The organism is Kitasatospora sp. NPDC057015 (assembly GCF_042673745.1).
Classification (GTDB): domain Bacteria; phylum Actinomycetota; class Actinomycetes; order Streptomycetales; family Streptomycetaceae; genus Kitasatospora.
This window is the reverse complement of sequence record NZ_JBHUSG010000006.1, coordinates 243,628-270,173: the sequence shown is the minus strand read 5'-3', so window position 1 is coordinate 270,173 and position 26,546 is coordinate 243,628. Positions and strand designations below refer to the sequence as shown.

At 74.3% G+C, this 26,546-nt stretch carries 18 protein-coding genes; 9 read left to right on the top strand and 9 right to left on the bottom strand.

Going from position 1 to position 26,546, the window contains the following annotated elements:
• Window positions 1-173: 173 nt before the first annotated feature.
• The 6 genes from ACFTWP_RS08815 to ACFTWP_RS08790 all read right to left on the bottom strand — a co-directional run bounded on the left by ACFTWP_RS08815 (window position 174) and on the right by ACFTWP_RS08790 (window position 10,568).
• Window positions 174-2,276, bottom strand: a complete 2,103-nt coding sequence (locus ACFTWP_RS08815) for a glycoside hydrolase family 52 protein (RefSeq protein ID WP_380263541.1) — start codon at window positions 2,274-2,276, stop codon at window positions 174-176.
• A gap of 141 nt (window positions 2,277-2,417) precedes the next feature.
• Complete coding sequence (locus ACFTWP_RS08810) at window positions 2,418-3,338, bottom strand: sugar phosphate isomerase/epimerase family protein (RefSeq protein WP_380263540.1); 921 nt, start codon at window positions 3,336-3,338, stop codon at window positions 2,418-2,420.
• Entirely contained in the window at window positions 3,335-4,423 is a 1,089-nt protein-coding gene (locus ACFTWP_RS08805; protein WP_380263539.1) for a Gfo/Idh/MocA family protein, read from the bottom strand. Before ACFTWP_RS08805 ends, ACFTWP_RS08810 begins: the two co-directional genes overlap by 4 nt.
• Before the next feature lie 125 nt (window positions 4,424-4,548).
• Window positions 4,549-6,621, bottom strand: coding sequence for an alpha-galactosidase (locus tag ACFTWP_RS08800; RefSeq protein WP_380263538.1), 2,073 nt, complete (start codon window positions 6,619-6,621; stop codon window positions 4,549-4,551).
• 131 nt (window positions 6,622-6,752) lie between these two features.
• Window positions 6,753-7,718, bottom strand: coding sequence for an aldo/keto reductase (locus ACFTWP_RS08795; RefSeq protein ID WP_380263566.1), 966 nt, complete (start codon window positions 7,716-7,718; stop codon window positions 6,753-6,755).
• Window positions 7,719-8,132: 414 nt separating this feature from the next.
• Window positions 8,133-10,568, bottom strand: coding sequence for a WD40/YVTN/BNR-like repeat-containing protein (locus ACFTWP_RS08790; protein ID WP_380263537.1), 2,436 nt, complete (start codon window positions 10,566-10,568; stop codon window positions 8,133-8,135).
• Between the two features lie 563 nt (window positions 10,569-11,131).
• Between ACFTWP_RS08790 and ACFTWP_RS08785 the strand changes: the two genes are divergently transcribed.
• A complete protein-coding gene (locus tag ACFTWP_RS08785) occupies window positions 11,132-12,106 on the top strand; it encodes an acetylxylan esterase (protein WP_380263536.1) in 975 nt (324 codons plus the stop codon).
• A 71-nt stretch (window positions 12,107-12,177) separates the two neighbouring features.
• On the top strand, window positions 12,178-14,712 hold the full coding sequence (locus ACFTWP_RS08780) for a glycoside hydrolase family 2 protein (RefSeq protein ID WP_380263535.1): 2,535 nt from the start codon (window positions 12,178-12,180) through the stop codon (window positions 14,710-14,712).
• An 81-nt stretch (window positions 14,713-14,793) separates the two neighbouring features.
• On the opposite strand, the gene ACFTWP_RS08775 is transcribed toward ACFTWP_RS08780, so the two are convergent.
• Window positions 14,794-16,419: a DUF4038 domain-containing protein gene (locus ACFTWP_RS08775; protein ID WP_380263534.1), complete on the bottom strand. Its 1,626-nt coding sequence runs from the start codon at window positions 16,417-16,419 to the stop codon at window positions 14,794-14,796.
• A gap of 309 nt (window positions 16,420-16,728) precedes the next feature.
• Here ACFTWP_RS08775 and ACFTWP_RS08770 point away from each other — a divergent pair, with 309 nt between their 5' ends.
• Window positions 16,729-16,923: a hypothetical protein gene (locus ACFTWP_RS08770; protein ID WP_380263533.1), complete on the top strand. Its 195-nt coding sequence runs from the start codon at window positions 16,729-16,731 to the stop codon at window positions 16,921-16,923.
• 25 nt (window positions 16,924-16,948) lie between these two features.
• On the opposite strand, the gene ACFTWP_RS08765 is transcribed toward ACFTWP_RS08770, so the two are convergent.
• Both ACFTWP_RS08765 and ACFTWP_RS08760 read right to left on the bottom strand, forming a co-directional pair.
• Window positions 16,949-17,917: an ABC transporter substrate-binding protein gene (locus ACFTWP_RS08765; protein WP_380263532.1), complete on the bottom strand. Its 969-nt coding sequence runs from the start codon at window positions 17,915-17,917 to the stop codon at window positions 16,949-16,951.
• A 291-nt stretch (window positions 17,918-18,208) separates the two neighbouring features.
• Window positions 18,209-19,495, bottom strand: coding sequence for a cyanophycinase (locus ACFTWP_RS08760; protein WP_380263531.1), 1,287 nt, complete (start codon window positions 19,493-19,495; stop codon window positions 18,209-18,211).
• Window positions 19,496-19,795: 300 nt separating this feature from the next.
• Between ACFTWP_RS08760 and ACFTWP_RS08755 the strand changes: the two genes are divergently transcribed.
• The 6 genes from ACFTWP_RS08755 (at window position 19,796) to ACFTWP_RS08730 (ending at window position 26,244) form a co-directional block, all read left to right on the top strand.
• Window positions 19,796-20,761 carry an ABC transporter substrate-binding protein gene (locus ACFTWP_RS08755; RefSeq protein ID WP_380263530.1) on the top strand — a complete coding sequence of 322 codons (966 nt, stop codon included), beginning with the start codon at window positions 19,796-19,798 and terminating at the stop codon, window positions 20,759-20,761.
• Between the two features lies 1 nt (window position 20,762).
• Window positions 20,763-21,725, top strand: a complete 963-nt coding sequence (locus ACFTWP_RS08750; RefSeq protein WP_380263529.1) for an amino acid ABC transporter permease — start codon at window positions 20,763-20,765, stop codon at window positions 21,723-21,725.
• 16 nt (window positions 21,726-21,741) lie between these two features.
• Window positions 21,742-22,494, top strand: coding sequence for an amino acid ABC transporter ATP-binding protein (locus tag ACFTWP_RS08745; protein ID WP_380263565.1), 753 nt, complete (start codon window positions 21,742-21,744; stop codon window positions 22,492-22,494).
• Entirely contained in the window at window positions 22,491-23,699 is a 1,209-nt protein-coding gene (locus ACFTWP_RS08740) for a M20/M25/M40 family metallo-hydrolase (RefSeq protein WP_380263528.1), read from the top strand. The genes ACFTWP_RS08745 and ACFTWP_RS08740 overlap by 4 nt, the downstream gene beginning before the upstream one ends.
• A gap of 248 nt (window positions 23,700-23,947) precedes the next feature.
• Window positions 23,948-25,240: a cyanophycinase gene (locus ACFTWP_RS08735; RefSeq protein WP_380263527.1), complete on the top strand. Its 1,293-nt coding sequence runs from the start codon at window positions 23,948-23,950 to the stop codon at window positions 25,238-25,240.
• Between the two features lie 116 nt (window positions 25,241-25,356).
• Complete coding sequence (locus ACFTWP_RS08730; RefSeq protein WP_380263526.1) at window positions 25,357-26,244, top strand: MurR/RpiR family transcriptional regulator; 888 nt, start codon at window positions 25,357-25,359, stop codon at window positions 26,242-26,244.
• The last annotated feature ends 302 nt before the right edge of the window (window positions 26,245-26,546 follow it).

Below are 26,546 nucleotides of genomic sequence, written 5' to 3'. Positions count from 1 at the left end.
GGGGGGTGGGACGGGCGGACTTCCCGGGGCGGCGGCCGCCCTCCCTGACGGGGTGCGCCGGGCGGCCGCCGGGCCCGTCCGTTCCACCACCAGGATGGCGACGGCGGGCCCGGCCTCCCATGACGAATGGGCACTGCTGCATGGACGATGGTGTGCTGCCGGCCGGTCGGCCCTCAGCGCTCCAGGAGCCAGGTGACGGCCGTGACGCCGCGCGGGTAGTAGCGGCTCCCGGCGGCCACACCGGCGATCATCTGGTCGCTCCAGGACCAGCGCGACTCGGTGGGGTGGCGCAGCCACCCGACGTGCGCGCGGTCGGCCGCGGCCATCTGCGCGTCGTCGGGCAGGCCCAGCAGGGCGCGGGCGACGAACTGGCAGAGGTAGATCTTCGACAGCCACGAGTTGTCGCTGGTCTCGGAGAGCTTCCAGCCGCCGTCGGGGAAGCGGCAGCGGCCCGAGTCGAGGACGGTGCGCAGGTGTTCGCGCAGCAGGCCGGTCAGCTGCGGCTCGGCGTGCACGTCGGTGCCGGTGAGGTGAGCCAGGGCCAGCCCCTCGACGACGGGGATGATCCGGGCGCCGTCCGGGTCGTCCAGCAGGGCGGGCAGGGTGCCGTCCGCGCCGACCGACGCCGTCAGCGTCTTGACGGCGCGTCCGGCCCGGAACCCGGCCTCCTCGGCGCCGGCGGTGTCGCCGAGCAGGTGCAGGGTGCGCTCCAGCCAGCGGTAGGCCGCCCAGCCCTTGACGGCCATGTAGGTGCTGGACCTGGCCTGGCCGAGGGAGGTGTCGAGACTGTCGTAGGTGGTGATCTCGGCGCCGCCCGCGACCAGGTCGGAGTCCTCGGTCTGGACCCCGGCGGCGCCGGGGTCGCGGGCGAGCATGCTGTCCAGGCAGTCGCGCAGGGTGTCGATCCGCGCCGCGCACCATGCCGTGTCGCCGGTTCCGGTGTAGACGGCGGCGGCGATCACCCAGTTGAGGAGCTGTTCGCCCGTCATGTAGGAGAAGCAGTCGCTGAGACCGGGCCGCTCGTAGGAGGAGTGCCCGTGCGGCGACCAGACGTTGGCCACGCCCATGTCGTGGGTGAAGCTGATCCCGAACCGGTCGCGGTAGCTGTAGCGGGCCAACTGCTGCTCCAGCACGTTGCGCAGCGTCCAGGGGTGCTGCCGGGCCTCGAAGAAGGAGTGGTCGACGGTGAGGTCGAGGGTGTTCATCATCCGGAACTCGCCCTCGTTGACGATCCAGACGGGCCGGCCCCCGGCGTCCTCCAGCAGCTCGGTGCTGCCGTAGTAGCTGCGGATCGCCAGGGCCAGCATGTAGGCGCGGTCCGCACTGAGCCGCGTGGCGTCGAGGTCGTCGACGGCCCGGCGCCAGCCGGTCAGCAGGGTGTCGAAGCTGCCGAGGGCGGTCGCGGCGACGGAGTCGAGGTCGGGGTAGTAGCGGTTGTACAGGTAGCGGCAGCGTTCGGGGGCGGTGACCTGCTCGGCGGTGTGGAAGCAGAACGCGAGCTGGTGGGTGCGGCGTTCGCCGGCCGGTACCTCGAAGACCAGCAGGCCGGTCTGGCCCAGGCCGAATCCGGCGCCCTGGCCGCGGCCGTCGCCGAGCAGGAAGGGGATGTCGAAGCCGATGGCGGTGCGGGCGCCGGGTGCGTCGGTGACGATCGCCGTGCGGATGCCCTCGGCGACGCCGGTGAGGGCGGGCGCCGCCAGGTGCCGCATGCCGGAGTACGGGTCCGAGCCGGCGTAGCCGACGAAGGCGCGCAGCGGGCCGGTGCCGGCGGTGTTGTCGACGGTGAACTCGGCGAGCACGGCGGGCAGGACGGCGAGGCGCAGCGCCGGGTCGGCGTCCCGGTCGCCGGCGTCCGGGTCGCCGGCGCCGGGCGGCTCGGGCAGTGCGCCGAGCGGGGAGTGGACCGCGAAGTCGAGCGTTCCGGCCGTCCAGCGGTCGGTGACCGCGTCGAGGGTGCGCCGGACGCGGTCGGCCGGCAGGGCGGTGAGCGGGCCGGTGGTGACGGGGGGCCGTGCCTCCTCGCCGCCCTGGAACCGGGCGAGCGGGTCGTCCTGGTCGTCGGCGGTGAAGAAGGGCAGCGCGCTGTAGGTGCCGGCGCCGGGGGCGTCCTCCACGGCGACGTACACGCTCTGACCCGCCGGGCCGGCGAGGCCGAGGCCGAGGCCGCCGTGCGGGCCGGCGTGGCCGAGCGTGAAGGAGGCGTGCGCCCCCATGGGGCTGTGCTGGACGTTGGTGAGGTCCACGGTGGTGCGCTCCTCGATGAGAGGGCCGGTCACGGGCGCGGTGCGTGCACGTGACGCAGCAGGCGCTCCGCCGGCGGGGGGATGGTGGGCGGTGGGTTCCCGGCGCGACGGGCCGGGGGCACCGGTGGGGCGTGGTCGGCGGTGGGGTGGGGCACCGACGGGGCGTGGCGCGGGTCAGCGGATGACGAGCGGGGCCAGGGTGCGGCGGGCGATCTCCAGGCCGGCCTCCGTGCGGGCGCGGTCGCCCGACCACAGGGGGTCCTCGTGCTCGACGGAGAGCACACCGTCGAAGCCGCCCGCGTAGAGGGTGTCGACGACGCGGTTCCAGTCGACCTGGCCGCGGCCCGGCACCCGGTAGCGCCACCAGCCGGTGTCCCAGGGGTCGGTACGGCCGACGGCCCGGCCCGGCCAGCCGTAGCGGGTGCGGGCCGCGGGGTCGAGCTCGATGTCCTTCGCCTGGGCGTGCGCGACCCGGTCGACGTAGGGCCGCAGGGCCTCGACCGGGTCGATGCCCATCCAGACCAGGTGGGAGGGGTCGTAGTTGAGGTACAGGCCGAGGGAGAACATCCACTCCCACAGCTCCGGGGAGTAGGCGAGGTTCCCGGGGTACCCGTCGGGGTGCCAGCCCTCCATGACGCAGTTCTCGATGACGATCCGCACGCCGCGCTCGCCGGCGTAGGAGGTCAGTTCGGGGAAGATCCGCTCGGCGTCGGCGAGGTTCTCCGCGACGGTGCGCCCGGGGTGGCGCCCGACGAAGGTGCCGACGGTGGGCGCGCCGATGAGGGCGGCGGCGTCGATGCAGCGGCGCAGGTGCCGGTGGACGCGGGCGCGTTCGTCCGGGTCGGGGTGCAGCGGGTTGTCGTAGTAGGCGAGCGAGGAGAGGGTGATGCCGTGGCCGGCGAAGAGCTCCGCGAGGCGGTCGGCGCCGGCCCGGTCGAGGGACTCCGCCGCGAGGTGGGAGGCGGTGAACGGCCGGTCGCCGCCGGCGGGCCAGGCGGCCACCTCCAGGGCCTGGAAGCCGTGGTCGGCGGCCCAGGCGACGAGTTCCGGCAGGGGAACGTCGGGCAGGCAGGCGGTGAGGAAGCCGAGTTTCATGTGGGGACCTCCGTGAAGGTGCCGTTCGCCGCGGACGCGGTGACGGCGGCGCTGATGCGGGCGGCGCGCAGGCCGTCCGCGAAGGTGGGCAGGCCGTGCGCGGGTCGGCCCGCGAGGGCGGCGTGGACGTCGACGGCGAAGTCCTCGAAGCAGGTGCGGTAGCCCTGCGGGTGGCCCGCCGGCAGGGGGTCGAAGCGCTCGGCGTGCGCGCTGGGCAGGGCGGGGTCGCGCAGGACGGTGGTGTTCGCGGTGCGGCCCCCGATCCAGAGCTGTTCCGGGCCCTCCTGGTCGAAGGAGTAGGAGGTCGAGGGGCCGTCGAAGGAGAACCAGAGCCGGTTCCTGCGGCCGGCGCTGGCCTGGCTGACCACCAGGGAGCCGATGGCGCCGCGGTCGGTCTCGAACGAGACGACCGCGCCGTCCTCGGTGCGGACGGCGCCGCGTGCGCCCTGCGGGCCGCGTTCCTCGAACGCGCGGCCGAAGCGGGCCAGGACGCGGGTGATCCGGTGGCCGGTGACGTACTCCATCAGGTCGCACCAGTGCACCCCGATGTCGCCGAACGCCCGGGTGCCGCCGCCGAGTGCCGGGTCGACGCGCCAGTTGCCCGCGGCCTGGTCGCCCAGCCAGTCCTGGAGGTACGAGCCGTGCAGCAGCCACAGCCCGGCGTCCGGGTCGGCGGCGATCCGGGCCCGTGCCTCCCGGACGAGCGGGTGGTAGCGGTAGACGAACGGCACCGCGGTCACCAGTGCGGCGGCCCCGGCGGCGGCGGTCAGCCGCTCGGCGTCGGCGAGTGTGGTCGCGAGCGGTTTCTCGCAGACCACGGGGACGCCCGCGGCGAGGGCCTGTTCGGCGTCCCGGGCGTGCAGGTGGTTGGGTGTGCACAGGTGCACGACGTCGACGTCGTCCAGCAGGTCGGCGAGGTCGGCGGCGGGCCGTGCGCCCGGCAGGCGTGCGGCGGCCTCGGCGGACCGCTCCGGGGTCGACCCGAGGATCGCGGTGACGGTCGCGCCCACGGCGGTGACCGCCCGGCTGTGCACACCGCCCATGAAGCCGGTGCCGACGATGCCCACGCGGGGCCGATCGGACATGGGGGTCCTCCGTACTGGTCGGGTGGGGGCGGCGGGCGCCGCCGGGCAGGGGCCGGCCGTGCGCGGGCAGCCCGGATCACCGGTGCGGGCCGCTGCCGGCCCGCACCGGTGGAAGGGGGCCGCGGTCAGCTGTCGCGGCGCAGGTGCAGCAGGAGACTGGTGTGGTCCCGGGTCAGGCCGGTGGTCAGCCCGCGGGAGGTCAGCACGGCGCCGTGGTGCACCTCGCCGGTGTCCAGGTCCCGGTAGCGGCCCCGCGGCTCGAGGCCGGCCAGGCGCAGCGGCACGACGGGGGCGCCGTGCCGCCGGGCGAGCCGCCAGGCCACGACCACGACCTCGTCCTCGTGGACGTACTGGACGGCGTCCGCCAGGCGGTACAGCCGGCCGCGCTGGACGACCGGGCGGATCCGCTTGTAGCGCTCCACCAACCCGGCGGCGCGGGCGAGTTCGTCCTCGCTCCATTCGGTGAGGTCGCCGCCGATGCCCAGCGCGCCGGTCATCGCCAGGTGGAAGCGGAACTCCAGCGGCAGCGCGCGGCCGGTCAGCGGGTTGGGGCTGTCGGTGACCCAGGCGCCCATCGTGCCGGGCGGGTAGGTCTGGCCGTAGCCGTGCTGGATGGCGATCCGGTCGAGGGCGTCGGTGTTGTCGGACGTCCACACCTGGTCCGTGCGGGCCAGGATGCCCAGGTCGGTCCGGCCCCCGCCGCCGGAGCAGGCCTCGATGCGCAGCCCGGGATGGTCGGCGCGCAGCTCGTCCATGACGGTGTACACGGCGCGTACGTGGTCGTGCCAGAGCCGGTCGGCGTCCGGGTCGCCGGGCCGGCCGGCCTCGGTGAGGACCCGGTTCATGTCCCACTTGAGGTGGTCGACGCCGTGGTCGCGCACCAGCCGGTCCAGCCGGTCGTGCGCCCAGGCGGCGACCTCGGGGCGGGCGAAGTCCAGCACCAGCTGGTTGCGCAGCTCGGTGCGGGGGCGGCCGGTCTCGTTCAGCACCCAGTCGGGGTGCGCCCGGTACAGGTCGCTGTCGGGGTTGACCATCTCCGGCTCCACCCAGAGGCCGAAGCGCATGCCGAGCCGGCGGACCTCGGCGGCGAGCGGGGCGAGCCCGTCGGGGAACCGGTCCGGGGCGGGGGTCCAGTCGCCGAGGCCGGCGGAGTCGTCCTTGCGGGCCCCGAACCAGCCGTCGTCCATGACGAACAGCTCGACGCCGAGCGCCGCGGCCCGGCGCGCCAGGTCGCGCTGGCCCTGCTCGTCGACGTCGAAGCCGGTCGCCTCCCAGGAGTTGTACAGCACCGGCCGCAGTTCGTCCGGCCGGGGCAGGACGTGCGCGCGGACGTAGGCGTGCCAGGCGCGGGAGGCACCGCCGAACCCGCCGGCCGAGTACAGGCCCACGGACACCGGGGTGCGCCAGGACCCGCCACCGCGGAGCAGCACCTCGGGGCCCTCGTGGCCGGCGCCGTGCGTGGCCGCCACCAGGCCGTGGACGGTGCGCTCGACGGTGATCCGCCAGCTTCCGCTCCAGGCGAGGGCGCTGCCCCACACCTCGCCGTGCTCCTCGCCGGCGTCGCCCGCGTCCAGCGCCACCCACGGGTTGGCCTGGTGGCCGGTGATGCCGCGGCGGCTGGTCAGGACGGTCTCGGCGCGGGCCAGCGGAGCCCGGGCGAGCTGGTTCTCCGCGCTCCACCCGCCGGTCAGGTGGCTGATGCGGTAGTCGGGCAGCAGCGGCAGCGTCCAGCGGGCGGCGGCCAGCTGCTGCACCCGGACGGTGTCGTCGGCGCCGCCGCCGTGGTGCAGCTCGGCCCAGCGTTCGACGGCCTCGCAGTCGTCGTGCACACGGTAGTGCAGACGCAGCTCCAGCGGGCTGAGCCGCTCCCGGAAGGCCAGGGTCAGCAGCCCGCCGTCGACGGTGTGCCCGGTGTGGTCCCACTGCGTGGTGCGGGTGCCGTCGGCGTACCGCAGCCGCAGCGCCGGGACGCCGAAGCGGGCGCCGCCCTCGCCCGGGTACTCCTCGGCGAGCTCGCCGTCGAAGTTGGTGGCGACGTCCAGGAGGTGGGGCAGGGCGGCGGCCTGCTCGGGGGTGAGCCGGGCGCCCCAGTGCAGATGGCGCAGCCGGCCCTCGTCGTCCAGACGGACGACGTAGGAGCTGCCGGGGGTGCTGAGCATCCACAGGCGGGCGGCCGAGTCGTGGTGGACCGCGGTCATCGTGCTCTCCTTGCTGATCGACACTCCGAGCGTAGGGGCCCCGGCGGTGCGGCAGCATGGCGGATCGTGACCGATCGGCCCCCGCTGACCTGTGACGTGACGGATCGCCGGGTGCCCGCGCGCGCTCCGGCTCACTGCGCGGGCGGGTCGGCCTGCTCGGCGATCGCGGCGAGTTCGTCGTCGGTGAAGTGCAGGTTGCGGACGGCGGCGACGTTGTCCTCCAGCTGGGCGACGCTGCTGGCACCGACCAGGGCGGAGGTGACCCGGGCGCCGCGCAGCACCCAGGCGATCGCCATCTGGGCGAGGCTCTGGCCGCGCTCGCGGGCGATCGCGTCGAGGGCGCCGATCCTGGCCCGGGTCTCGTCCTTGACGTTGGCCGCGGACAGGAACGGGCTCGGGCCCGCCGCCCGCGAGTTCGCGGGTATCCCGGTGAGGTAGCGGTTCGTCAACAGGCCCTGGGCGAGCGGGGAGAACGCGACCGAGCCGACGCCCAGCTCGTCGAGGGTGTCCAGCAGGCCGTCCTCGACCCACCGGTTGAAGATCGAGTACGCGGGCTGGTGGAGCAGCAGCGGCACGCCCTCCCCGGCCAGGGCCCGGGCGGCGGCCCTGGTCTGCTCGGGCGAGTAGTTGGAGACGCCGACGTAGAGCGCCTTGCCCTGCCGGACGGCGGTGGCCAGCGCGCCCATGGTCTCCTCGACGGGAGTGTCCGGGTCGGGGCGGTGGGAGTAGAAGACGTCGACGTACTCCAGGCCGGTGCGGCGCAGGCTCTGGTCGAGGCCGGCGAGCAGGTGCTTGCGCGAGCCCCACTCGCCGTACGGCCCGGCCCACATGTCGAAGCCGGACTTGGTGGAGACCAGGATCTCGTCCCGGTGGCGCCGCAGGTCCCGGGCGAGGATCCGGCCGAGGTTCTCCTCGGCGGCGCCGGGCTGCGGGCCGTAGTTGTCGGCGAGGTCGAAGTGCGTGACGCCGAGGTCGAAGGCGCGCCGCACCACGGCGCGCTGGAGGTCGAAGGGCGTGTCGGCACCGAAGTTGTGCCACAGGCCGAGGGAGACGGCCGGCAGCTTCAGACCGCTGCGGCCCGCCCGGTGGTAGGGCATGGCGTCGTAGCGGGTGGGTGCGGGGGTGTAGGGCAACGGATGTCCTCGGTCGGTGATGCGGTCGGTGATGCGGATGCGGTCGGTGATGCGGGTGGTGGCTGCGGTCGGTGGCCAGGGCGTCCCGTCCGAGGCCCGAACAGTCGGTGAGTGCGGCGCCCGCGGCCGCCCACCGGGCGTGGTCGGCGAGCATCCGCCGGTCGGCGGCGAGGGCAGGGCCCACGCCGCCGACCGGGAGGCCGGTCCCGTGCAGGGCGCGCAGGTCGTCGCCACGGCCGGGGTGGATGATCACTCCGGCGGCACCGCTGCGGCCCAGCTTCGCCGCCGGCCCGGCCGGTCGTCCATGAACGAGGGGCGTCGGTGCATGGACGACCGTGCCGGACACGGCCGCGGTGGGACGGGGGCGCCCCCGGTGGGTCAGCGCGCCCGGCGGCCGGTGTCGCCGTAGACGAAGCCGTTGCCGGTGAAGCCGACGTAGACGCGGCCGGGCACGTTCATGTCGCCGGTGACCACGTTGACGCCGGTGTAGTAGCACGCCGGGTTGCGGGAGACGAGGGTCCAGGTGGCGCCCCGGTCGGTCGAGCGCCACACGCCCCAGGCGTCGTGGATCCTGGCGTGGGCGAACACGGTCGGGTAGCCGCCGTCGACGCCCTTGCCGAACCCGAACGCACGGGCCTCCTGCACCGCGGCCGCCTTCGACCACGAGCCGCCGCCGTCCTCGGTGAACCAGAGTCCGCCCTGCGCCGTGCTCGCCCAGACGTGTCCGGCGTGGCCGGGCACGGCGTGGATCTGGCCGAAGACGTGCGCGTCGGTGCCGCGGCTGTTCGGGGGCGTCCCGGCGGCCCGGGCCCAGGTCGCGCCGCCGTCGGTGGAGCGGAGGAACTCGCCGTCGCCGCGGGTGGTGTAGAGGTAGAACGTGCCGGGCGCGGCCAGGTCGGCGTCCAGGGCCCGCTTGGCGCCCCACCAGATCATGTCGTGGATGCCCGGGCCGGGGTCGACGCCGGTGGCCGCCGTCCAGGTCTGGCCGTTGTCGCGGCTGACGTACGGCACGTTGAACGACTTGACGTCGTCCCCGGTACGGCCGGCGTTGGCGGGGTCGGCGGCGTGGTTCGCCGGGATGGTGGGCATCCAGACGATCGACGAGGCGTCCGCGGAGACGGCGATGTTGCCGCCGTAGCGACGGGTGATGTCGGACTTGCCGCCGGCGAACCTCGTCCAGGTGACGCCGCCGTCGGTGGAGTACCCGGAGGCCGGCTCGCTGGTCCAGCCGGCGTCGAGCGGCGCGTACTGGGCGCGGGTGTCGCTGGAGACGGCGGCGACGTACCCCGGCCGCAGGCCCGCGTAGGCCAGGCTGGTGCCGGCGGAGAACTGGTCCGTCAGGATCGGTGCGGCCGGGTAGCCGTCCGGGTCGGTGTGGCGGAACCCGTTGCGGTCGGCGACGGCACTGATCGGCGCGCCGCCGGGCGGGGCGATCAGGTCGTAGGTGACCATCTCCTCGATGCCCGAGCTGACGAAGTCCCAGTGCAGCGGGGCGCCGCCGGTGAACGCGTCGTCGCCGCGCCACACCCCGATGCCCTGGGGGAACCAGACCCGCCCGGGGTGGGTCGGGTCGAGGACGAGGGTGCCGGTGGAGAGCCAGCCGCCCTCCGTCGTGGACTTCGGCCAGGCGGCGTCCGGGTAGTCGAGGGTGAACTCGACCACCTGCCAGGTCCGGCCGCCGTCGAGGGAGCGGAACAGGTGGCCCGGCCGCACCGCGTCGTCCGCCGCGAGCAGCCGCGCCGAGTTCGCGGTGTCCACGCCGAGGAAGTAGGAGCCGCCCTGCTGCGGCGGGGTGGTGAGGTCGCTGCCGGCCGGCTCCGCGGCCGTGAACCGGCGGATCGAGGTGCCCGCTCCGCCGCCCGGCCCGTACGCCACGTAGAGCGTGCCGTCGTCGGCGATCTTCGCGTCGGTGGGGGTGCGGGCGGTGTCCGTGAAGACCTGCTGCCAGCTGCGGCCCGCGTCGGTGGAGTGGTAGACGCCCGCACCGGCGACCGTCGCCCAGACGCCCCGGGTGCGCCCGTGCAGCCGACCGGAGGCCGGGTCGAAGAGCACCGAGACCACGCCGACGCGGTTGGCGGTGTCACCGGCCGGCACCCTGCCCGGCGCCACCTGCGTCCAGTGCCGGGCGCCGTCGAGGCTGACGTACAACCCCTGGGTACGGGTGCCGAAGTAGACCACCCGGTCGTCGGCCGGGTCGACCGCGAGCCGTTCGGGGCCGGTGCGGTAGGCGTTGTTGCCCTCGACGAGCCAGCGCTGCCCGCCGTCGCTCCAGTGCTCGCCGCGGTCGCGGCTGGCGAGGACGCGCCCCTCGGGGCCGCCGTCGCCGACGGCCGCGTAGACCACCCGGTCGTTGCCGGCCGCGACCGCGACGCTCTCCACGCCGTAGTCCGCGGCCCGCGGCGCGGGCACCCGGTCGGCGCGCAGCAGCTGGGTCCAGCTGCGGGTGCTCTCCTCCCAGCGGACGAGGCCGCCGACGTCCTCGCGTCCGTACACCACGCCGGGAGTGCGGGGGTGCACCACCAGGCCGGTGACGAATCCGCCGCCGCCGATCTTCAGGGGGTTCCACCGGTAGGCGGCCGAGTCCCGCGCGGTGGTGGCCGGCGCGGCCCCGGGGTCGGTACCGGCGCAGCTGTCGCCGGCCGGCCGGGCGGTGGCCGCGAAGGCCGGCTGCTGCGCGGGCAGGGCGGGTGCCGTGACCGCGAGCAGCAGACCCGCCGTCAGCGCGGCCGCGGCGGCGCGGCGCGGCCGGCGGGCGCCCGGTGAGGTCGGCGGCGGGCCGCCGGGTCGCGGTCTGATGAGGATCCGTTCGAACATGCGAGTGCCTCCGCGTGCCTGGTACCGGCGGGCCGGTGGTCGGACTGGGCACCTCGGCGGCCGGCACCGGAACCGGGCACGGAGCGGCAGAGGTGCGGACAGGGGGGCGACGGCGCCGCGGGTGCCCGGCGGCCGAAGGTCGGGCCGTGGGCGGGGAGTCCGAGGCGCGGCCGGTGCACGGCCGAGGGCGTCGTCGCCGAGCCTGGAGCGTAGGGGAGGGCCCGCCGGCCGCGCCATGGCGGAACGTGACCGGACGTACGGACGGCCGTGCCCCCGCGCGTCGGCGCAGATCACCGGCCTCCCGGGCCGTCCTGCCCGCCCGGTGGGCGGGAACATGGACGACCGTGCGCAGTCCCGCGCCGGCGGTGTCCCGGGCCGCCCCCGGCGGACTACCGTCGGTCGGGAGCGCCCCCGGCACGGAGGACCACCGGCACGGAGAACCACCGCGGCACGGAGGACCACCGGGCGCGGGGCGCACCCCGGCCGGGCCGCCGGCGGCTCCCGGGGGCCCCGGCGCCGACCGGCCGCATCCGACCTCCCCGGCTACCACCCTTGGGGTTTCCGTGTTCACCGACCTATCGCCGGCCGACCTGTCCGCGTACCGCTTCGACGGCGCCGAACCGGCGGACTTCGACGCGTTCTGGGCGCAGACGCTCGCCACCGCCCGCCGGGCCGCCACCCCGCCCGTGCTGCGGCCGGTCGAGACCGGCCTGATCCACGTCGACACCTACGACGTGACCTTCTCCGGGTTCGACGGGCAGCCCGTCCGCGCCTGGCTCTGGCTGCCGCGCGGCGTGCCGCGCCCGCTGCCCGCGGTCGTGGAGTACCTCGGCTACGGCTGCGCGCGGGGCAGCGCGCTGCAGTCGACCCTCTGGTCGTCGCTCGGCTACGCGCACCTGCTGATGGACAGCCGGGGGCAGTCCACCTCGTACGGATCCGCCGACACCCCGGACGGGGACATCGCGCCGCAGGTGGGCGGCGTCATGACCCGGGGCATCGGCGATCCCCGGGACCACTACTACCGGCGGCTGTTCACCGACGCCGTCCGCGCGGTCGACACCGTCGCCGACCTGCCCGAGGTGGACGCCGCCCGGGTGGTGGTCAAGGGCGGCAGCCAGGGCGGCGGCATCGCGCTCGCCGTCGCCGGACTGCGCCCGGACCTCGCCGGTGCCTGCATCGACGTCCCGTTCCTGTGCCACTTCCGACGGGCCACGCAGATCACCGACGCCCACCCCTACCGCGAGATCACCGACTACCTGCAGGCCCGACGCGAGGCCGTGGAGCAGGTGTTCGACACCCTGTCCTACCTGGACGGCGCCAACCACGCGGCCCGCGCGAGCGCCCCCGTGCGGTTCTCCGTGGGCCTGATGGACCCGGTCTGCCCGCCGTCCACCGTCTTCGCGGCCTTCCACCGCTGGGGCGAGCACGCCGGTGGCGCCGACAAGGCCATCCGGGTGTGGGAGTACAGCGCCCACGAGGGCGGTGGCGACCACCAGCTCGCCGAGCACGTCGCGTTCGCGGCCCGGGTGACCCGGTGAGCGGTCACCGCGCACCCGCGGCGCCCTCCCCGCTCACCCCTCCGACGAACACCACACCCCGGGAGCAGCCCATGACGCTCAGGACCGTCCTCGACACCGGTTGGCGGCTCCGGCTCGCCGACCCCCACCCCGACGCCCCCGCCGACCTGCACGGACGGACGGTCGCGGCCACCGTCCCCGGATGCGTGCACACCGACCTGATGGCCGCCGGCCTCCTCGCCGACCCGTACGTCGGGCTGAACGAGGCCGACCAGCACTGGATCGGCCGCTCCGAGTGGACCTGGACCACCACCTTCGACCTGCCGGAGGCCGGCGACGGCGACCTCCGGCGCGAGCTGCTCTTCCACGGTCTGGACACCGTCGCGGAGATCCGCGTCAACGGCCGCCCGGTGGGCCGCACCGCGAACATGCACCGCACGTACGCCTTCGACGTCACCGACCTCGTCACCCCGACCGGCAACGAACTGTCCGTGCACATCGGCTCGGTGTACGACTACACCGACGCGCGCCGCGCCGAGTCGGGCGAGATGCCCTCCACCTACGACGAGCCCTTCAACTACGTCCGCAAGATGGCGTCGAACTTCGGCTGGGACTGGGGCCCGACCCTGGTCACCGCCGGCATCTGGAAGCCGGTCGAACTGCTGAGCTGGAGCGGCGCCCGGTTGGCGAGCGTGCTGCCGGCCGTCACCGTCGAGCGGACCGGCCAGGACGGCCCCGCCACCGTCACCGCGCGCGTCGAACTGCGCCGCGCGCCGGGCGTCCGCCCGCAGGCGCAGCTCGTCACCGCCACCGTCGCGGGCCGCACCGCCGCCACCGCGGTCGGGCCGGACGAGGACACCGCCACCGTCACCGTGCACGTCCCCGACGCCCGGCTCTGGTGGCCGATCGGCATGGGCGAACAGCCGCTCTACGACCTGGAGATCGAGCTGCGGCCGGTGGCGGACGGTGACCCGGCGGAGGCGGCCGCGCCGCCCGTGGACCGGTGGCGGCGCCGGATCGGCTTCCGCACCACGACCCTGCACACCGACCCGGACCGGGCGGGCACCCCGTTCGAGTTCGTCGTCAACGGCGTCCGGACACCCGTGCGCGGCGTCAACTGGATCCCGGACGACTGCTTCGTCGCACGACTGACCCGCGAGGACTACGCGGCGGCCCTCGACCACGCCGTCGAGGCCAACGTCAACCTGATGCGGGTGTGGGGCGGCGGCATCTACGAGGCCGACGCCTTCTACGACCTCTGCGACGAGCGCGGCCTGCTGGTCTGGCAGGACTTCCCGTTCGCCTGCGCCACCTACAGCGAGGACGAACCGCTGCGCGGCGAGATCCTCGCCGAGGCCCGCGACAACATCACCCGGCTCGCGCCGCACCCCAGCCTGATCCTCTGGAACGGCAACAACGAGAACCTCTGGGGCCACCGGGACTGGGGCTGGCCCGAGATCCTCGGCGACCGCGCCTGGGGCCTGGGCTACTACACCGAGCTGCTCCCCGCGATCCTCGCCGAGCTCGACCCCACCCGCCCGTACTGGCCGGGCAGCCCGTACTCCGGCACCGTGGACCGGCACCCCAACGACCCGCTGCACGGCCCGATCCACATCTGGGACGTCTGGAACGAGCGCGACTGGACGGCCTACGCGGAGTACCAGCCGCGCTTCGTCGCGGAGTTCGGCTTCCAGGGCCCGGCCTGCTGGCCGACCGTCCGGCGGGCGATCAACGACGGGCCCCCGGTGCCCTTCGGGCCGGTCGCCGACGCGCACCAGAAGGCCAAGTCCGGTACGGAGAAGCTCGAACGAGGCGTCGTCCCGCACCTGCCCGACCGCCGCCGGGACGACCCGGAACTGGAGATCGCCGACTGGATCTACCTCGCCCAGCTGAACCAGGCGCGGGCCGTCCGGTTCGGCATCGACCACCTGCGCGGGCAGTGGCCGCGCTGCTCCGGCACCGTGCTGTGGCAGCTCAACGACTGTTGGCCGGTGGCCTCCTGGGCGGCCGTCGACGGCGACGGCCACCGCAAGCTGATATGGTACGCGCTGCGCGCCGCCTACCGCCCCCGGCACGCCGCCGTCTCGCAGGCCACCGGCAGCCGGCCGTACGTGCGGCTCACCAACAACGACGTCGACACCTGGCGCACCGGCCTCACCGTCGAGGTGCACTCGGTGGCGGGCGAGCTGCTGGCCGGCGCGGAGCACCCGGTGCTGCTGGCGCCGGGCGCGACCACCGCGCTGCCGGTCCCGCTGCCGGCCGGGCACCCCGACAGCGGGCCGCGCCCGGCCCTGCTGGTGACCGTCCGCGGCGACGGCGTCGTCCTGGACCGGATGCTGACGGAGGAGGACATCGCCGCGGAGCTGCCCCCCGCCCGGTCCACCGTGACCGCCGAGCCGGCGCCGGACGGCGGCGTGCTCGTCCGGGTGCGGGCGCACACGCTGCTGCGCGACCTGGTGCTCCAGGCCGACCGGCTCGACGACGACGCGCGGGTGGACGAGCAGATGATCACCCTGCTGCCCGGTGAGGAGCACGTCTTCCGGGTCCGCACCACGGCCCCGGCCGACGACCCGCGCTGGCAGCACCCGCTCACCCTGCGGTGCGTCAACGACCTCACGAAGGCCTGAGACCGGACCGCCGACCGGCATGACGGCGGCCCCTTCCCGGCAGGTGCGGGAAGGGGCCGCCGGCACACCGGCCGGCAGTCGCTACCGAGCAGCGGGTTCGATCAGCAGGACCTGGTCCCGGAGGTCCCCGCTCGCCCGGTCGGCCCGGTCGGCCGCCCCGAACGGCAGGTCGCAGGACTGCACCCGGGGCTCCGACAGCACCCCGGTGCGCGGATCGTAGTCACGGACGGCCGCCGTCGGCGCCCCCAGCCCGGTGAGGCGGACGCTGCCGCCGACCGGCAGGTAGAGCACGACGGTGCCCGACCCGGCGTCCCTCAGCGCGAGCGCCGACCGCCCGGCCGCGGCCGGCGGCCCGGCCACCAGACCCGGCGCGGGACGCAGCCGGTGGAACTCGACGTGCTCGCGGAAGAACCGGGCCAGGTGCAGCAGCGCGGCCACCCCCTCCTGGTCGTCCCCGAGCTCCAGGAACGGGCCCCAGGTGTTGTCGAAGCCGTGCACCACGCCCAGCCCGCTCATCGCCCCGCGCCAGGCGCCCCGCCGGGTGTGCTCGACGTCGCAGTACTCGTGCAGCGGGAACAGCAGGGGGAGGTCCGGATTGCGTTCGTACCCGTACTCCGACAGCAGGGCCGATCCCTTCCAGCCTTCGAGCAGCTCACCGATCCGGGCCTCCAGCCCGGTCGCCAGCCAGCCGTCCTGCGTGTCATGGCCGCCCCAGGACTGCACCATGACGACGTCCACGGCCTCGGGGTCGACGGCGAAGCGCTCCGCGAACGGCGGCCCGGCCGGGCCGTTGTGCACGGCCACCGCCTTGCCGTGCGCGCCGAGCTGCTTCAGCCGGCGTGCCGTCCGCAGCGCCCAGAGGTCGGCGACCCTGGTGTACTGCGCGATGCCGTCCGGGTAGAACTCGTACTCGTTCATCAGGGTCCAGACCCAGACGCTGTCCCAGGCGTCGTAGCGGGCGACGAGATGCCGCAGCCAGAGGTCCTCCCACTCGGCGGTGAACGACCCGCGCGCGTTGAACGGGAACTCCATCCCCCAGCCCTCGATGATGAGTTCGAGTCCGATGCCGATCCGGGAGGCCTCCGCGACCACCCGGTCGACGGTCTCGAACCAGGCCGCGTCGAACCGGTCGAACAGCGGGTACTGCGGGCTTCCGCCCCACGGCCAGCAGGACCGCGTCTGCCAGTCGTTGTGCCCGTCCGGCGGATGGAACGGGCTGACCGGTACGCGGACCCGGACGAGGTCGAAGCCCTGGTCACGCCGCCGGCGCAGGTAGCCGGCCACGTCGGCGCCGCAGTGCGCCATGCCGAAGAGGTGGTAGGCGGTGTCGCCGAGCAGGAACACCGGGCGGCCGTCGGCGTCCGTGAACCCCCAGCCGGTGCCCGGCACCGCGCGGACCGGCCCGCCGGCCCCGGTCCCGGCGTCGGGCAGGACCTCGAAGCCGGCCTCCAGGCGCAGCCCGGCGTCGCGGGGCAGGCTCGTCACGCCGACGGTCCACGGCCCCGACTCGTCCGGGCTGAACCGCACCCGGAACGCCTCCCCGTCGAAGAACCCCTCGATGGTGCGGACCTGCCCCCGAGGGCCGCGGAACTCGGCCGACACCACCACCTCGGTGTACGGGTTGGCACGGGGCTGGTGGGCACGGAGCACCCACTCGGCCACCGCCCCGCGAACCACCCGGTCGGGGCCCTCGCCGGTCGTCGTCATCGCTCTCCCCACGCAGTCGCGCTCGGGCGGGACGGGGGCCGGTGCTGCCGGCCGACACCGCCGCGCCGCTTCGGATCGGGCGCCCGGGGGCGCCGCTGCGGCCATCGTCGCCGCCGGCCCGCGGCACCGGCCATGGCCTTTGATCACCGGAGCATGGACGACCGGCGCGCCCGACGAGCGCGGCACCGGAGTGCCGGCCGGCCGCGGGCAGCCGGTGCGGAACCGACGCACAACCGCTGCGCCTGGCCGGCGCCGATCCGTCTCGGAGGCTGGAAGGGGACAGGACCCGTCGAAACGGAGGTGGCCGCAATGTCCGACGGTGCGCTGACCCCGCAGGAAACGGCGCTGGTACGCGACTACGTGGACATCCCGCCGGGCCTGGCGGCCGACCGGGCCGACCTGCAGCGGGCCCGCCTGGCCCGGTCGGTGGGCGGCCGGTTCCGCAAGGTCGCACCCGGCCTGTACGAGATCATCGTCCAGGCCCCCCGGGAGCGCGCCGGATAGCCCCGCGGGGACTCGGGGGCGACTGTCAGTCGACGGCGCCGTTGACGGTGGCCTTGGCGATGGCGATGCCGGGGACGTGGTGGGCCTGGAGGATCCTGGCGTAGGACCCGTCGTCCATCAGGGACTGCAGGGCGGCCTGAACGGCCTCCTTGAGGCCGGGGGCGTCCTTGGAGATGCCGATGCCGATGGGGGAGGCGCTGGTCTCGCCGACGGCGTCCCTGCCGGTCACCGCCTCGAAGGCGGCGCCGTTGTCGGCGGTGTCGGAGACGTAGACCGCCGTGACCTCGTCGAGGAAGTCGGCGCTGACCTTGCCGCTGCGCAGGGCGAGCTGGGCCTCGGAGTCCTTGGGGAAGGCGAGGACCTCGATGGGGGGCTTGCCCGAGGACTTGCAGAGTTCCTGGCGCGCTTCGAGGATCTTCTGGTGGTTGGTGCCGCTCTGCACCGACACGGACTTGCCGCAGACGTCGGTGACGAGCCTGATGCCGTCGGGGTTGCCCTTCCTGACCAGCCAGCCGGGGCCGGCGTTGATGTAGTCGACGAAGTCGACGGCCTTCTGGCGCTCCTTCTTGTCGGTCATGGCGGACATGACGGCGTCGAACTTGCCGGCCTGGACGGCGGGCAGGATGCCGTCGAACTTCTGGGCCTGGAAGTCGAACCTGAGGCCGAGGCGGGCGCCGACGGCCTGGCCGAGGTCGTAGTCGATGCCGGTGATCCGGGTGCTGCCCTCGGCGGCGTACATCTCGAAGGGCGGGTAGGGCACGTCCGTGGCGACCCGGACGACCCCGGACTTGCGGATCGCCTCGGGGAGGCCTGCGGCCAGGGCGGGGTTCGCGGTGATCGGCACTCCCTGGACGGCGACGGTGGCGGGCGCCGAACCCGCGCCGGCGGCGGGCGCCTCGGCGTCCGAGCCGCAGGCCGTCAGCGCCAGTGAGCAGGCGAGTGCCACGGCGAGGGCGGCGGTTCTGGGCAGGGCGGCGGTGCTGGGGACGGGCATGGCGGGGCCTTTCGAGGGTGCGGGAGGGGTCCGCGCGGTGTCGGCGCGGGTGAACGGCGATGCGCGGTGCGGTGCGGAGCGCGGTGTCAGCGCGGGAGGGTGCGGCGCGGGAGGGACCGGAGGGTACGGCGCGGTTCGCGCCGGTCCTCCTCCGCGGCGCGAGCCGCGTCCCCCGCCGGGAGGCTCGGGGGACGCGGCGGTCGCGGTGTGACGGCCGTGGTCGCGGTGTGACGGCCCCGTGGGTCGTCCGGTCCGGAGCCGGTCCGTCGGGCCGTCACGCGGGGCGGTCGGTCAGTAGACGTACAGGTGGGTGGTGAGGTTGGCGAAGGAGACCGCGCTGCCGCTCTTCCAGGCCTTGTAGCCGGTGCCCTTGGTGAGGTCGGCCTCGAAGGTGGGTCCGCTCTCGTAGCTGATGCCGTACTGGGTGGTGCTGCGGCCGGCGTTGACGAGTTCGGTGGCCATGTTGACCATCTGGTACGCGTGGTCGGTGGTCGAGTTCGGGGAGGAGAACACGTCCTTCCAGCGCGTCCCGACGGTGCCGCTGGAGGGTGCGTACGCGGGCTTGGCGGAGGTGCTCGTCCAGGTGGCCGGGGTGTAGGTGTCGCCGCTGGTCAGGTAGCTCCACTTGACGTTGTCGACGGCCCAGTAGCCGGCCGAGGTGCCGACCGTGGCGCTGCGGAGGTCGAAGACGGAGACCCCGTGGCTGCCGACGACCTTGTCGCTCTCGTTGGCGGCGCCGGGGTTGGTGACCACGAGGGCGGTGTCCTCGTCGATGCCGAACGCCCGGGTGTGTCCGGTGTCGGCGGCGAGCCGGGTGATGCGACCCTCCCGTCCGCGGGCGGCGAAGTGGGTGTCGAGCAGCCCGGAGGTGAAGAAGTTGAAGCCGCCCTCCGGCCGGTAGGAGAGGTCGTCGGGGTAGCTGCTGCTGATGCTGGTGTTGGAGCCGTAGCGCAGGGCGTCCCAGCTCTCGCCGCCGGTGACCATGTCGCGGCCGTTGGCGATGGCGGTGCCGGCGCTGGTGCCCATGATGACGGCGCCGGCGTTGAACTTGGCCCGGATCGCGGCCAGGGCGGGGGAGTCGGTGTTGTCGCTCTTCAACAGGGTGGTGACGAGCCGGCTCTGGTCGCCGCCGCCGAAGAAGAAGCCGTTGAGGGAGTTGATCTGGTTGACCACCGAACTGCTGCCGTTGTTGGAGATGTGGTCCAGGTCGATCGGGATCCACTGGGCGTCGGCCACGTGGTACGTGTTCTTGAGCAGGTCCGCGTAGTACGTGCCGTTGCAGACGGAGTTGCTGCAGGTGGCCGGGTCGGACGCGTTCGGGTCGTTGGCGGGGACGTCGGAGGCGGCGGTGATGATGCCGATCCGGGCGTTGGAGGCGCCGCCGGCGAGGTTGACGAAGGCGCCGTAGACCTGCGCGTTGTCGGCGGCGACGGCGCCGCCCGCCAGCACCAGGCTGCCCGTGGGTGTGGCCGCCGCGGCACCGGTCGCGGGGACCAGGACGCCGGCGCAGAGGGCGGCCGCGGTCAGGGTGCCGAGGGCGGCGCGGCGGGCGGCGACGGCCGTGGGGGAGAGGCGCATGGGTGCTCCATGGGGGAGGGCCTGACGGCCCGTGGGTGCAGGCGGGCAGGCGGGGAGGGCCCGCTCCGAAGGTGGGGCAACGGCGGGCCTGAAACGGAAGATACAGATCGCCGTGCCTGCTGTGAAGGTGTAATCGACGGCTTGGACACCAGGCTGGTCAAGGTCGAACGTGCCGGACATGTCCCCGTTACCAACATGAAACAGTCGTTACATCTAGCCAATGAATTGAAGGATGTGTAATTTCTTCTCGACAGGCAAACCCCCGCCCCCGGGGGAGATCCCGAGAGAGAAGGTCCCTCCGTGCTCAACACCCCCCGCGGCAGACGTACGGCCTCCGCCGCCCTCGCCGCCTGTGGCGCCCTCCTCCTCACCGCCTGCTCCAGCAGCGGCTCCGGGGCCGGCGGAGCGGGCTCGGCGGCCGACGCGAAGGCGGTGACGATCGCCGGCGTCGAGATCAAGCAGGACCCCGCCCTGCACGCCGCCCTCCCGGCCACCGTCAAGAAGGCCGGCAAGGTGCGGGTCGCCACCGACATCCCCTACCCGCCCTTCGAGATGTACATCGCCGAGGGCAAGACGGAGATGACCGGCCTCGACTACGACCTCGGCCAGGCCCTCGGGGCCAAGCTCGGCGTCACGTTCGAGTTCACCGCCCAGAAGTTCGACGGCATCGTCCCCGCCATCCAGGCCGGCAAGTACGACGCGGCGATCTCCGCCATCACCGACAACCGGGACCGCGAGAAGGTGGTCGACTTCGTCGACTACTCCGCCTCCGGCACCGGCATCCTGGTCGAGGCCGGGAACCCGCACGGCATCACCAACCTGAACGACCTGTGCGGCCGCCCGGTGGCCGTGCAGACCGGCACCAACCAGCAGAAGCTCCTCGACAAGCAGCAGGACGCCTGCAAGGCCGCCGGCAAGCCCGCCATCGACGTCCAGGCCTTCCCCAAGGACTCCGACGCCCAGCTCGCCCTCCGCTCGGCCAAGGTCATCGCCGACGTCCTGACCAAGCCCGCGGCCGGCTGGACCGCGAAGACGGCCGACGACGGCAAGGCCTTCCAGGTGGTGGACGACCCGGCCGCCCTCGGCGGCTACAACGCCTCCCCGAACGGCATCGCCGTCTCCAAGGACCTGCCCGAGCTCACCGACGCCGTGCAGAAGGCCCTGCAGCAGCTCATCGACGACGGCTCCCTCGCCAAGATCTACGGCAAGTACGGCGTCGCCTCCATCGCCGTCAAGCAGGCCACCAAGAACAGCGCGGTGGACTGACATGGCCCCATCCACGCACACCGTCGACGCGGTACCCCGCCTGGGCGGGGACGGCGCCCACCCCGAACGGCTGCAGACCGTCCCGGTGCGCCACTGGGGCCGCTGGGTGGCCGCCGTGCTGGCCGCACTCGCCCTGATCGGCCTGCTCGGCTCGCTCGCCAAGAACCAGAACCTGCACTGGGACGTCGTCGGCCACTACCTCTTCGCCGACCTCATCTTCGACGGCCTCGTCACCACCCTGTGGCTCACCGTCGCCGCCATGGCCGTCGGCCTCGCGCTCGGCACCCTGGTCGCCGTCATGCGGCTGTCCGCCAACCCCGTGCTCGCGGGCCTGTCCTCACTGTTCGTCTGGGCCTTCCGGGGCACCCCGCTGCTGGTCCAGATCATCTTCTGGGCCTACGCCGCCGCCCTCTACAAGCACGTGCTGATCGGCATCCCCTTCACCACCGTCACGTTCGTCCGGTTCGACACCAACAGCCTGCTCACCCCGAGCATCGCCGCCCTGCTGGCACTGGGCCTCAACGAGGCCGCCTACGCCTCCGAGATCGTCCGCGCGGGCATCCAGTCCGTCGACCCCGGACAGCAGGAGGCCGCCCACTCGCTCGGCATGAAACCCGCCCTGACGATGCGCCGCATCGTGCTGCCGCAGGCGATGAAGGTCATCATCCCCCCGATGGGCAACGAGACCATCAACATGCTCAAGACCACCGCCTACGTCTCGGTCATCGCCGCCCACGACCTGATGTCCAACATCCAGGACGTGTACGCCCAGAACTACCAGGTCATCCCGATGCTGGTGGTCGCCGCCCTCTGGTACCTCGCCCTCACCACCGTCCTGAGCTACCCGCAGGCCCGGCTGGAGCGCCGCTACGGGCGCGGCACCGCCCGCGCCGCCCACGTCTCGCCGCTGCGCCGGATGTTCGCCGGCGTCACCACTCGCCCCACCACCGAACGGAAGGGCTGAACCGATGGCCCAGCCCATGGTGCACGCCCAGGGCGTGCGCAAGCACTTCGGCAGGCTCGAAGTCCTCAAGGGCATCGACCTGACCGTCGAACGCGGCCAGGTGTGCTGCCTGCTCGGGCCGTCCGGCTCCGGCAAGTCCACCTTCCTGCGCTGCATCAACCACCTGGAGTCGGTCGACGGCGGACACCTCACCGTCGACGGCGACCTGGTCGGCTACCGCCGCAGCGGCGACAGGCTGCACGAACTGCGCGAGAGCGAGGTCGCCCAGCGGCGCCGCGAGATCGGCATGGTCTTCCAGCGCTTCAACCTCTTCCCCCACCTCACCGCGCTGCAGAACGTGACGGAGGCCCCGGTCCGGGTCGCGGGCGTCAACCGGGCCGACGCCCGCGCCGAGGCCCTGCGCCTGCTGGACCGCGTCGGCCTCGCCGACCGCGCGGACCACTACCCCGCCCAGCTGTCCGGCGGCCAGCAGCAGCGGGTCGCCATCGCCCGGGCACTGGCGATGAAGCCCAAGCTGATGCTGTTCGACGAGCCCACCTCCGCGCTCGACCCGGAACTCGTCGGCGACGTCCTCGACGTCATGCGCGACCTGGCCGCCGACGGCATGACCATGGTCGTCGTCACCCATGAGATCGGCTTCGCCCGCGAGGTCGGCGACACCGCCGTCTTCATGGACGAGGGCGTCGTCGTCGAAGCCGGCGAGCCCCGCAGGGTGCTCGGCAACCCGGAGCAGGAGCGCACCAAGGCGTTCCTGTCCAAGGTCCTGTGAGCGCCCCCGCACGCAGCGCCGTCACCGCCGCGGAGCTCCTCCCGCTCGCCGAAGCCGCACTGCCCCGGTACCTGGCCGACCTCGCCGAGCTCGTCGCCGTCGACTCCGGCTCCTACAGCCCGCACGGTGTCAACCGCGTCGCCGACCTCCTGGTGACCCGCCTGCACGGGCTGGGCTTCACCATCGAGCGCACCCGGCCCGATCCCGAGCAGGGGCCACCGGTGGGCGACGTCCTGGTGGCCCGCCGAGCCGGCGGCCTCACCGCCGCGGCCGGTGGCCGGCGGATCCTGCTGGCCGGCCACATGGACACCGTCTTCGAGGACGGCACCGCCGCCGAACGGCCCTTCTCCATGGTCGGCGCCATCGCCCACGGCCCCGGCGTCAGCGACGACAAGGGCGGACTGCTCGCTGGTCTGACCGCCGTCGACATCCTCCTGAGCGCCGGCTGGGAGGACTTCGGCGAGATCCTGCTCCTCGCCACGCCGGACGAGGAGATCGGGTCCCCGGCCAGCCGCCCCGTGACCGAACGCGTCGCCGCCGAAGCGGACTACGCCCTCGCCCTGGAGTGCGCCCGGGAGAACGGCGACCTGGTGATCGAGCGCAAGGGCGTCGCCGACTTCCAGCTCACCGTCACCGGGCGGGCCGCGCACGCCGGCATCGAGCCCGAGCGCGGGGCGAACGCCGCCCTCGCCGCGGCCCACCACGTCGTCGCCCTCCAGGACCTCAACGGCTGCTGGGACGGGGTCACCGTGAACGTCGGCGTGGTCCGGGCCGGCACCCGGGCCAACATCGTCTGCCCCGAAGCCGAACTGCGCGTCGAGGTGCGCGCCACGACCACCGAGGGCCTGCACCTGGCGGCGGACGCCGTCCGCGCGCTCGCCGCCCGCGAGGTCGTGGCCGGCACCACCACGACCGTCACCCGGGTCGACCTGTGCCCGCCGATGGAGGACACCGCGGCCGCCAGGGCGATGTACGCCGTCGCCCGCGGCGCGGCGGCCGATCTCGGCGTCGCGTTCGGCGCCGCGGCCACCGGGGGAGTCGGTGACGCCAACCTGATCGCCGGGATGGGGGTGCCCACCCTGGACGGTCTCGGACCGGTCGGCGGAGCCGACCACACCCCGCAGGAGTGGCTCGACACCTCCAGCGTGCCGGCCCGCGTCGCCATCCTGGCCGCCACCGTCGCCGAGCTCGGCCGCCGGCTCTGATCTCCGGCGCCGGCCCGGATCCGGCCGCCGGAACCCGGGGTGGGGGGGGCCGCCCCCCCCCCCCCCCCCCCCCCCCCCCCCCCCCCCCCGCCCCCCCCCCCCCCCCCCCCCCCCCCCCCCCCCCCGGGCCCCCCCCCCGCCGCTCACCCCCGCCGCCGGCCCGCCCCCGCCCCCCCCCCCGGGGGGGGGGGGGCCCCCCCCCCCCCCACCCCGCCCATCCCCCCGCCACGCCTCGCCAGGAGTCCCGCATGCCCACCCACCGGACCCTCAGGGTCACCACCGCCCTCGCGGCGGCCTGCCTGCTCGCCCTCACCGCCGCCCCGGCCGCCTCCGCGGCCTCCCCCCGCCCGGTGGCGGGCGGCACGCTGATCCTGGTCGGCGGCGGCCTCAAGGACGGCAACGCCGAGATCTACGGGGAGATCGTCGCCAGGGCCGGCGGCGCGGGCCGGGCCCGGATCGGCGTGCTGACCGCCGCCTCCGTGCCGCCCAGCCAGGACCCGGACGCCAACGACCCGGCCAACTGCTCCAACTCCGCCTGCAACGGCGCCTACTACGCCGACCTGTTCAAGCGCTACGGCGCGTCCGACGCCCAGTGGGTGCCGATCGACATCGAGCACGTCGACGCCGCCGACTCGGACGCCGTGGTGGCCCAGGTCGACTCCATGACCGGGTTCTTCTTCGGCGGCGGCGACCAGTACCGCTACGTCACCAGCCTGCTGCACGGCGCCTCCCACACCGACTCCAAGGTGCTGGCCGCGATCCGCGCCAAGCTCGCCGCCGGCGCCGTCGTCGCGGGCTCCAGCGCCGGCGCGCAGATCGCCGCCGGCCGTGACATGGTCACCGGCGGGGACAGCTACCAGGCCCTGCGCGACGGCTCCGCGCCCGGCTACTTCGACGACGCCGGCAAGCTCGGCTACCTGCCCGAGGGCGGGTTCGGCTTCTTCGGCGCCGGACTGATCGACACCCACACGGGCACCAACGGCCGGGAGGGCCGCGCCCTGCGGCTGGCCGCCGACACCGGCCACGACCGGGTGTTCGCCCTCGACGAGGACACCGCGGTGGAGGTCGAGCACACCGGCACCCGCCAGGAGACCCTGCGGGTGCTGGGAACCCACGGCGTCTCCATCCTCGACCTGCGCCGCGCCCGCACCCACGCCGGCCCGACCGGCTGGTCCGTCGACCACGTCCGCTACGGCTACCTCACCGACGGCGACCGCTACGACCCCCGCACCTGGCAGGCCCGGCCGGCCGACGGCAAGAGCCCGCTGCGTCCGACCGGCACCGCACCCGTGCCCGCCAACACCGACGTCTTCTACTCCGTCGACAACGCCGACGGCGTCCCGTACTCCTTCAGCGGCACCGCCCGCGCCCTCACCGCGACCGCGGCGCAGCGCAGCGCCACCGCCACGACCTTCGAGTCGGGCCCCGCCTTCCGGGTCACCTTCACCAGGACGGGTGCCACCCGCGCCTGGACCAGGGACGGACTGGGCGCCGCCTCCCTCACCCAGCTCGAACTGGCCGTCGCCCCGATCGCTCCCTGACCCACGAATCCGACCAGGACGCTCTCCGCAGCCCGGCACGCCGCTAGGCTGCGGAGATCACGTATGTCCCCGCCCGACCGGGCGGCAGCCGCCGCCCCGCGAAAGGACCGCGCACCATGGCCTCCCCCACGCTCGCCGAGGACATCCGGCAGAGGCTCGGCGAGTGCAGTCCCGCCGAGCGCAAGGTGGGCCGGGTGCTCCTCGCCGGCTGGCCCGCCGCCGGCTTCGAGACCATCGCCACGATCGCCGAACGCGCCAACGTCAGCGCGCCCACCGTCCTACGGTTCGTCACCCGCCTCGGCTACCGCGGCTTCCCCGACTTCCAGACCGCCCTGCGCGCCGAACTGGACGAGCGGCACGCCTCGCCGCTGACCCTGTACACCGCCGGCGGCTATGGCAGCGCGGCGGCCGAGGGCACCGCGGAACCGGACGCCGGGCCCGCCGCGCTGCTCGGACGAGGCCGTGAGGTGTTCACCGCCGCCGTGGACCGCACCCTCGCCGAAGTGCCGCCGCACGACCTGGAACGCGCCGTCCAGCTCCTGTCCGACCCCAAGCGCCACATCACCCTGGTCGGCGGCCGCTTCACCCACCTCCTCGCGCAGTACCTCGGCCTGCACCTCATGCAACTGCGTGACGACGTCCGCTTCCTGCCCGACCGCCCGGTCGAACGCACCGCGCACCTCGCCTCGCTGGGCCGCCGGGACGTCATCGTCGTGTTCGACTACCGCCGCTACGAGGACGACAAGGTCACCATGGCCGAACTCGTCAAGGACGCCGGCGGGCGCGTCATCCTCTTCACCGACACCTGGCTCTCCCCGGTCAGCACCCAGGCCGAGGTCGTCCTCTCCAGCCAGGTCGGCGCCCCCTCGCCGTACGACAGCCTGGTGCCCACCCTGGCCGTGGTGGAGACCGTCGTCGCCGGCATCATCACCGCCCTCGGCGAGAGCGCCCACCAGCACATGCAGCGCGGTGAGGAGACCGCCAAGCGGGCCGGCCTCACCTGACACCCGCGCCACCGCTGGTGCGGACCCATCGGAGCCTCAGTGCCCGGCCGACGGGTCGTAGCCGAGGGCGGCCTGCGGGAACTCGGTGATCCGCAGGCGGGCGGAGCCGTACGGCAGCAGCCGGACGTCCTCGATCGGGAAGCCGGTCGGCACCGGGCTCTCCGGCCGATGGCGACCGGTCCGGCCGAACGTCCCAGCGTGGGGGGATCACAGTGTCCACCAGGTCGCGCTCGAATTCGCCCTACTTCACAGCCTCGCCGGGGTGGGATGTCTCCCGCTCCATCCGGGGTAGCCCTGAGCGG

Excerpts from the sequence above, each read along its gene's own strand:
- ACFTWP_RS08735 (WP_380263527.1), top strand. The coding sequence starts at position 23,948 with ATGCCCACCCACCGGACCCTCAGGGTCACCACCGCCCTCGCGGCGGCC.
- ACFTWP_RS08750 (WP_380263529.1), top strand. The coding sequence starts at position 20,763 with ATGGCCCCATCCACGCACACCGTCGACGCGGTACCCCGCCTGGGCGGG.
- ACFTWP_RS08805 (WP_380263539.1), bottom strand. The coding sequence starts at position 4,423 with ATGTCCGATCGGCCCCGCGTGGGCATCGTCGGCACCGGCTTCATGGGC.
- ACFTWP_RS08765 (WP_380263532.1), bottom strand. The coding sequence starts at position 17,917 with ATGCCCGTCCCCAGCACCGCCGCCCTGCCCAGAACCGCCGCCCTCGCC.
- ACFTWP_RS08745 (WP_380263565.1), top strand. The coding sequence starts at position 21,742 with ATGGTGCACGCCCAGGGCGTGCGCAAGCACTTCGGCAGGCTCGAAGTC.
- ACFTWP_RS08780 (WP_380263535.1), top strand. The coding sequence starts at position 12,178 with ATGACGCTCAGGACCGTCCTCGACACCGGTTGGCGGCTCCGGCTCGCC.
- ACFTWP_RS08810 (WP_380263540.1), bottom strand. The coding sequence starts at position 3,338 with ATGAAACTCGGCTTCCTCACCGCCTGCCTGCCCGACGTTCCCCTGCCG.
- ACFTWP_RS08795 (WP_380263566.1), bottom strand. The coding sequence starts at position 7,718 with ATGCCCTACCACCGGGCGGGCCGCAGCGGTCTGAAGCTGCCGGCCGTC.
- ACFTWP_RS08730 (WP_380263526.1), top strand. The coding sequence starts at position 25,357 with ATGGCCTCCCCCACGCTCGCCGAGGACATCCGGCAGAGGCTCGGCGAG.
- ACFTWP_RS08800 (WP_380263538.1), bottom strand. The coding sequence starts at position 6,621 with ATGACCGCGGTCCACCACGACTCGGCCGCCCGCCTGTGGATGCTCAGC.
- ACFTWP_RS08775 (WP_380263534.1), bottom strand. The coding sequence starts at position 16,419 with ATGACGACGACCGGCGAGGGCCCCGACCGGGTGGTTCGCGGGGCGGTG.
- ACFTWP_RS08770 (WP_380263533.1), top strand. The coding sequence starts at position 16,729 with ATGTCCGACGGTGCGCTGACCCCGCAGGAAACGGCGCTGGTACGCGAC.
- ACFTWP_RS08760 (WP_380263531.1), bottom strand. The coding sequence starts at position 19,495 with ATGCGCCTCTCCCCCACGGCCGTCGCCGCCCGCCGCGCCGCCCTCGGC.
- ACFTWP_RS08790 (WP_380263537.1), bottom strand. The coding sequence starts at position 10,568 with ATGTTCGAACGGATCCTCATCAGACCGCGACCCGGCGGCCCGCCGCCG.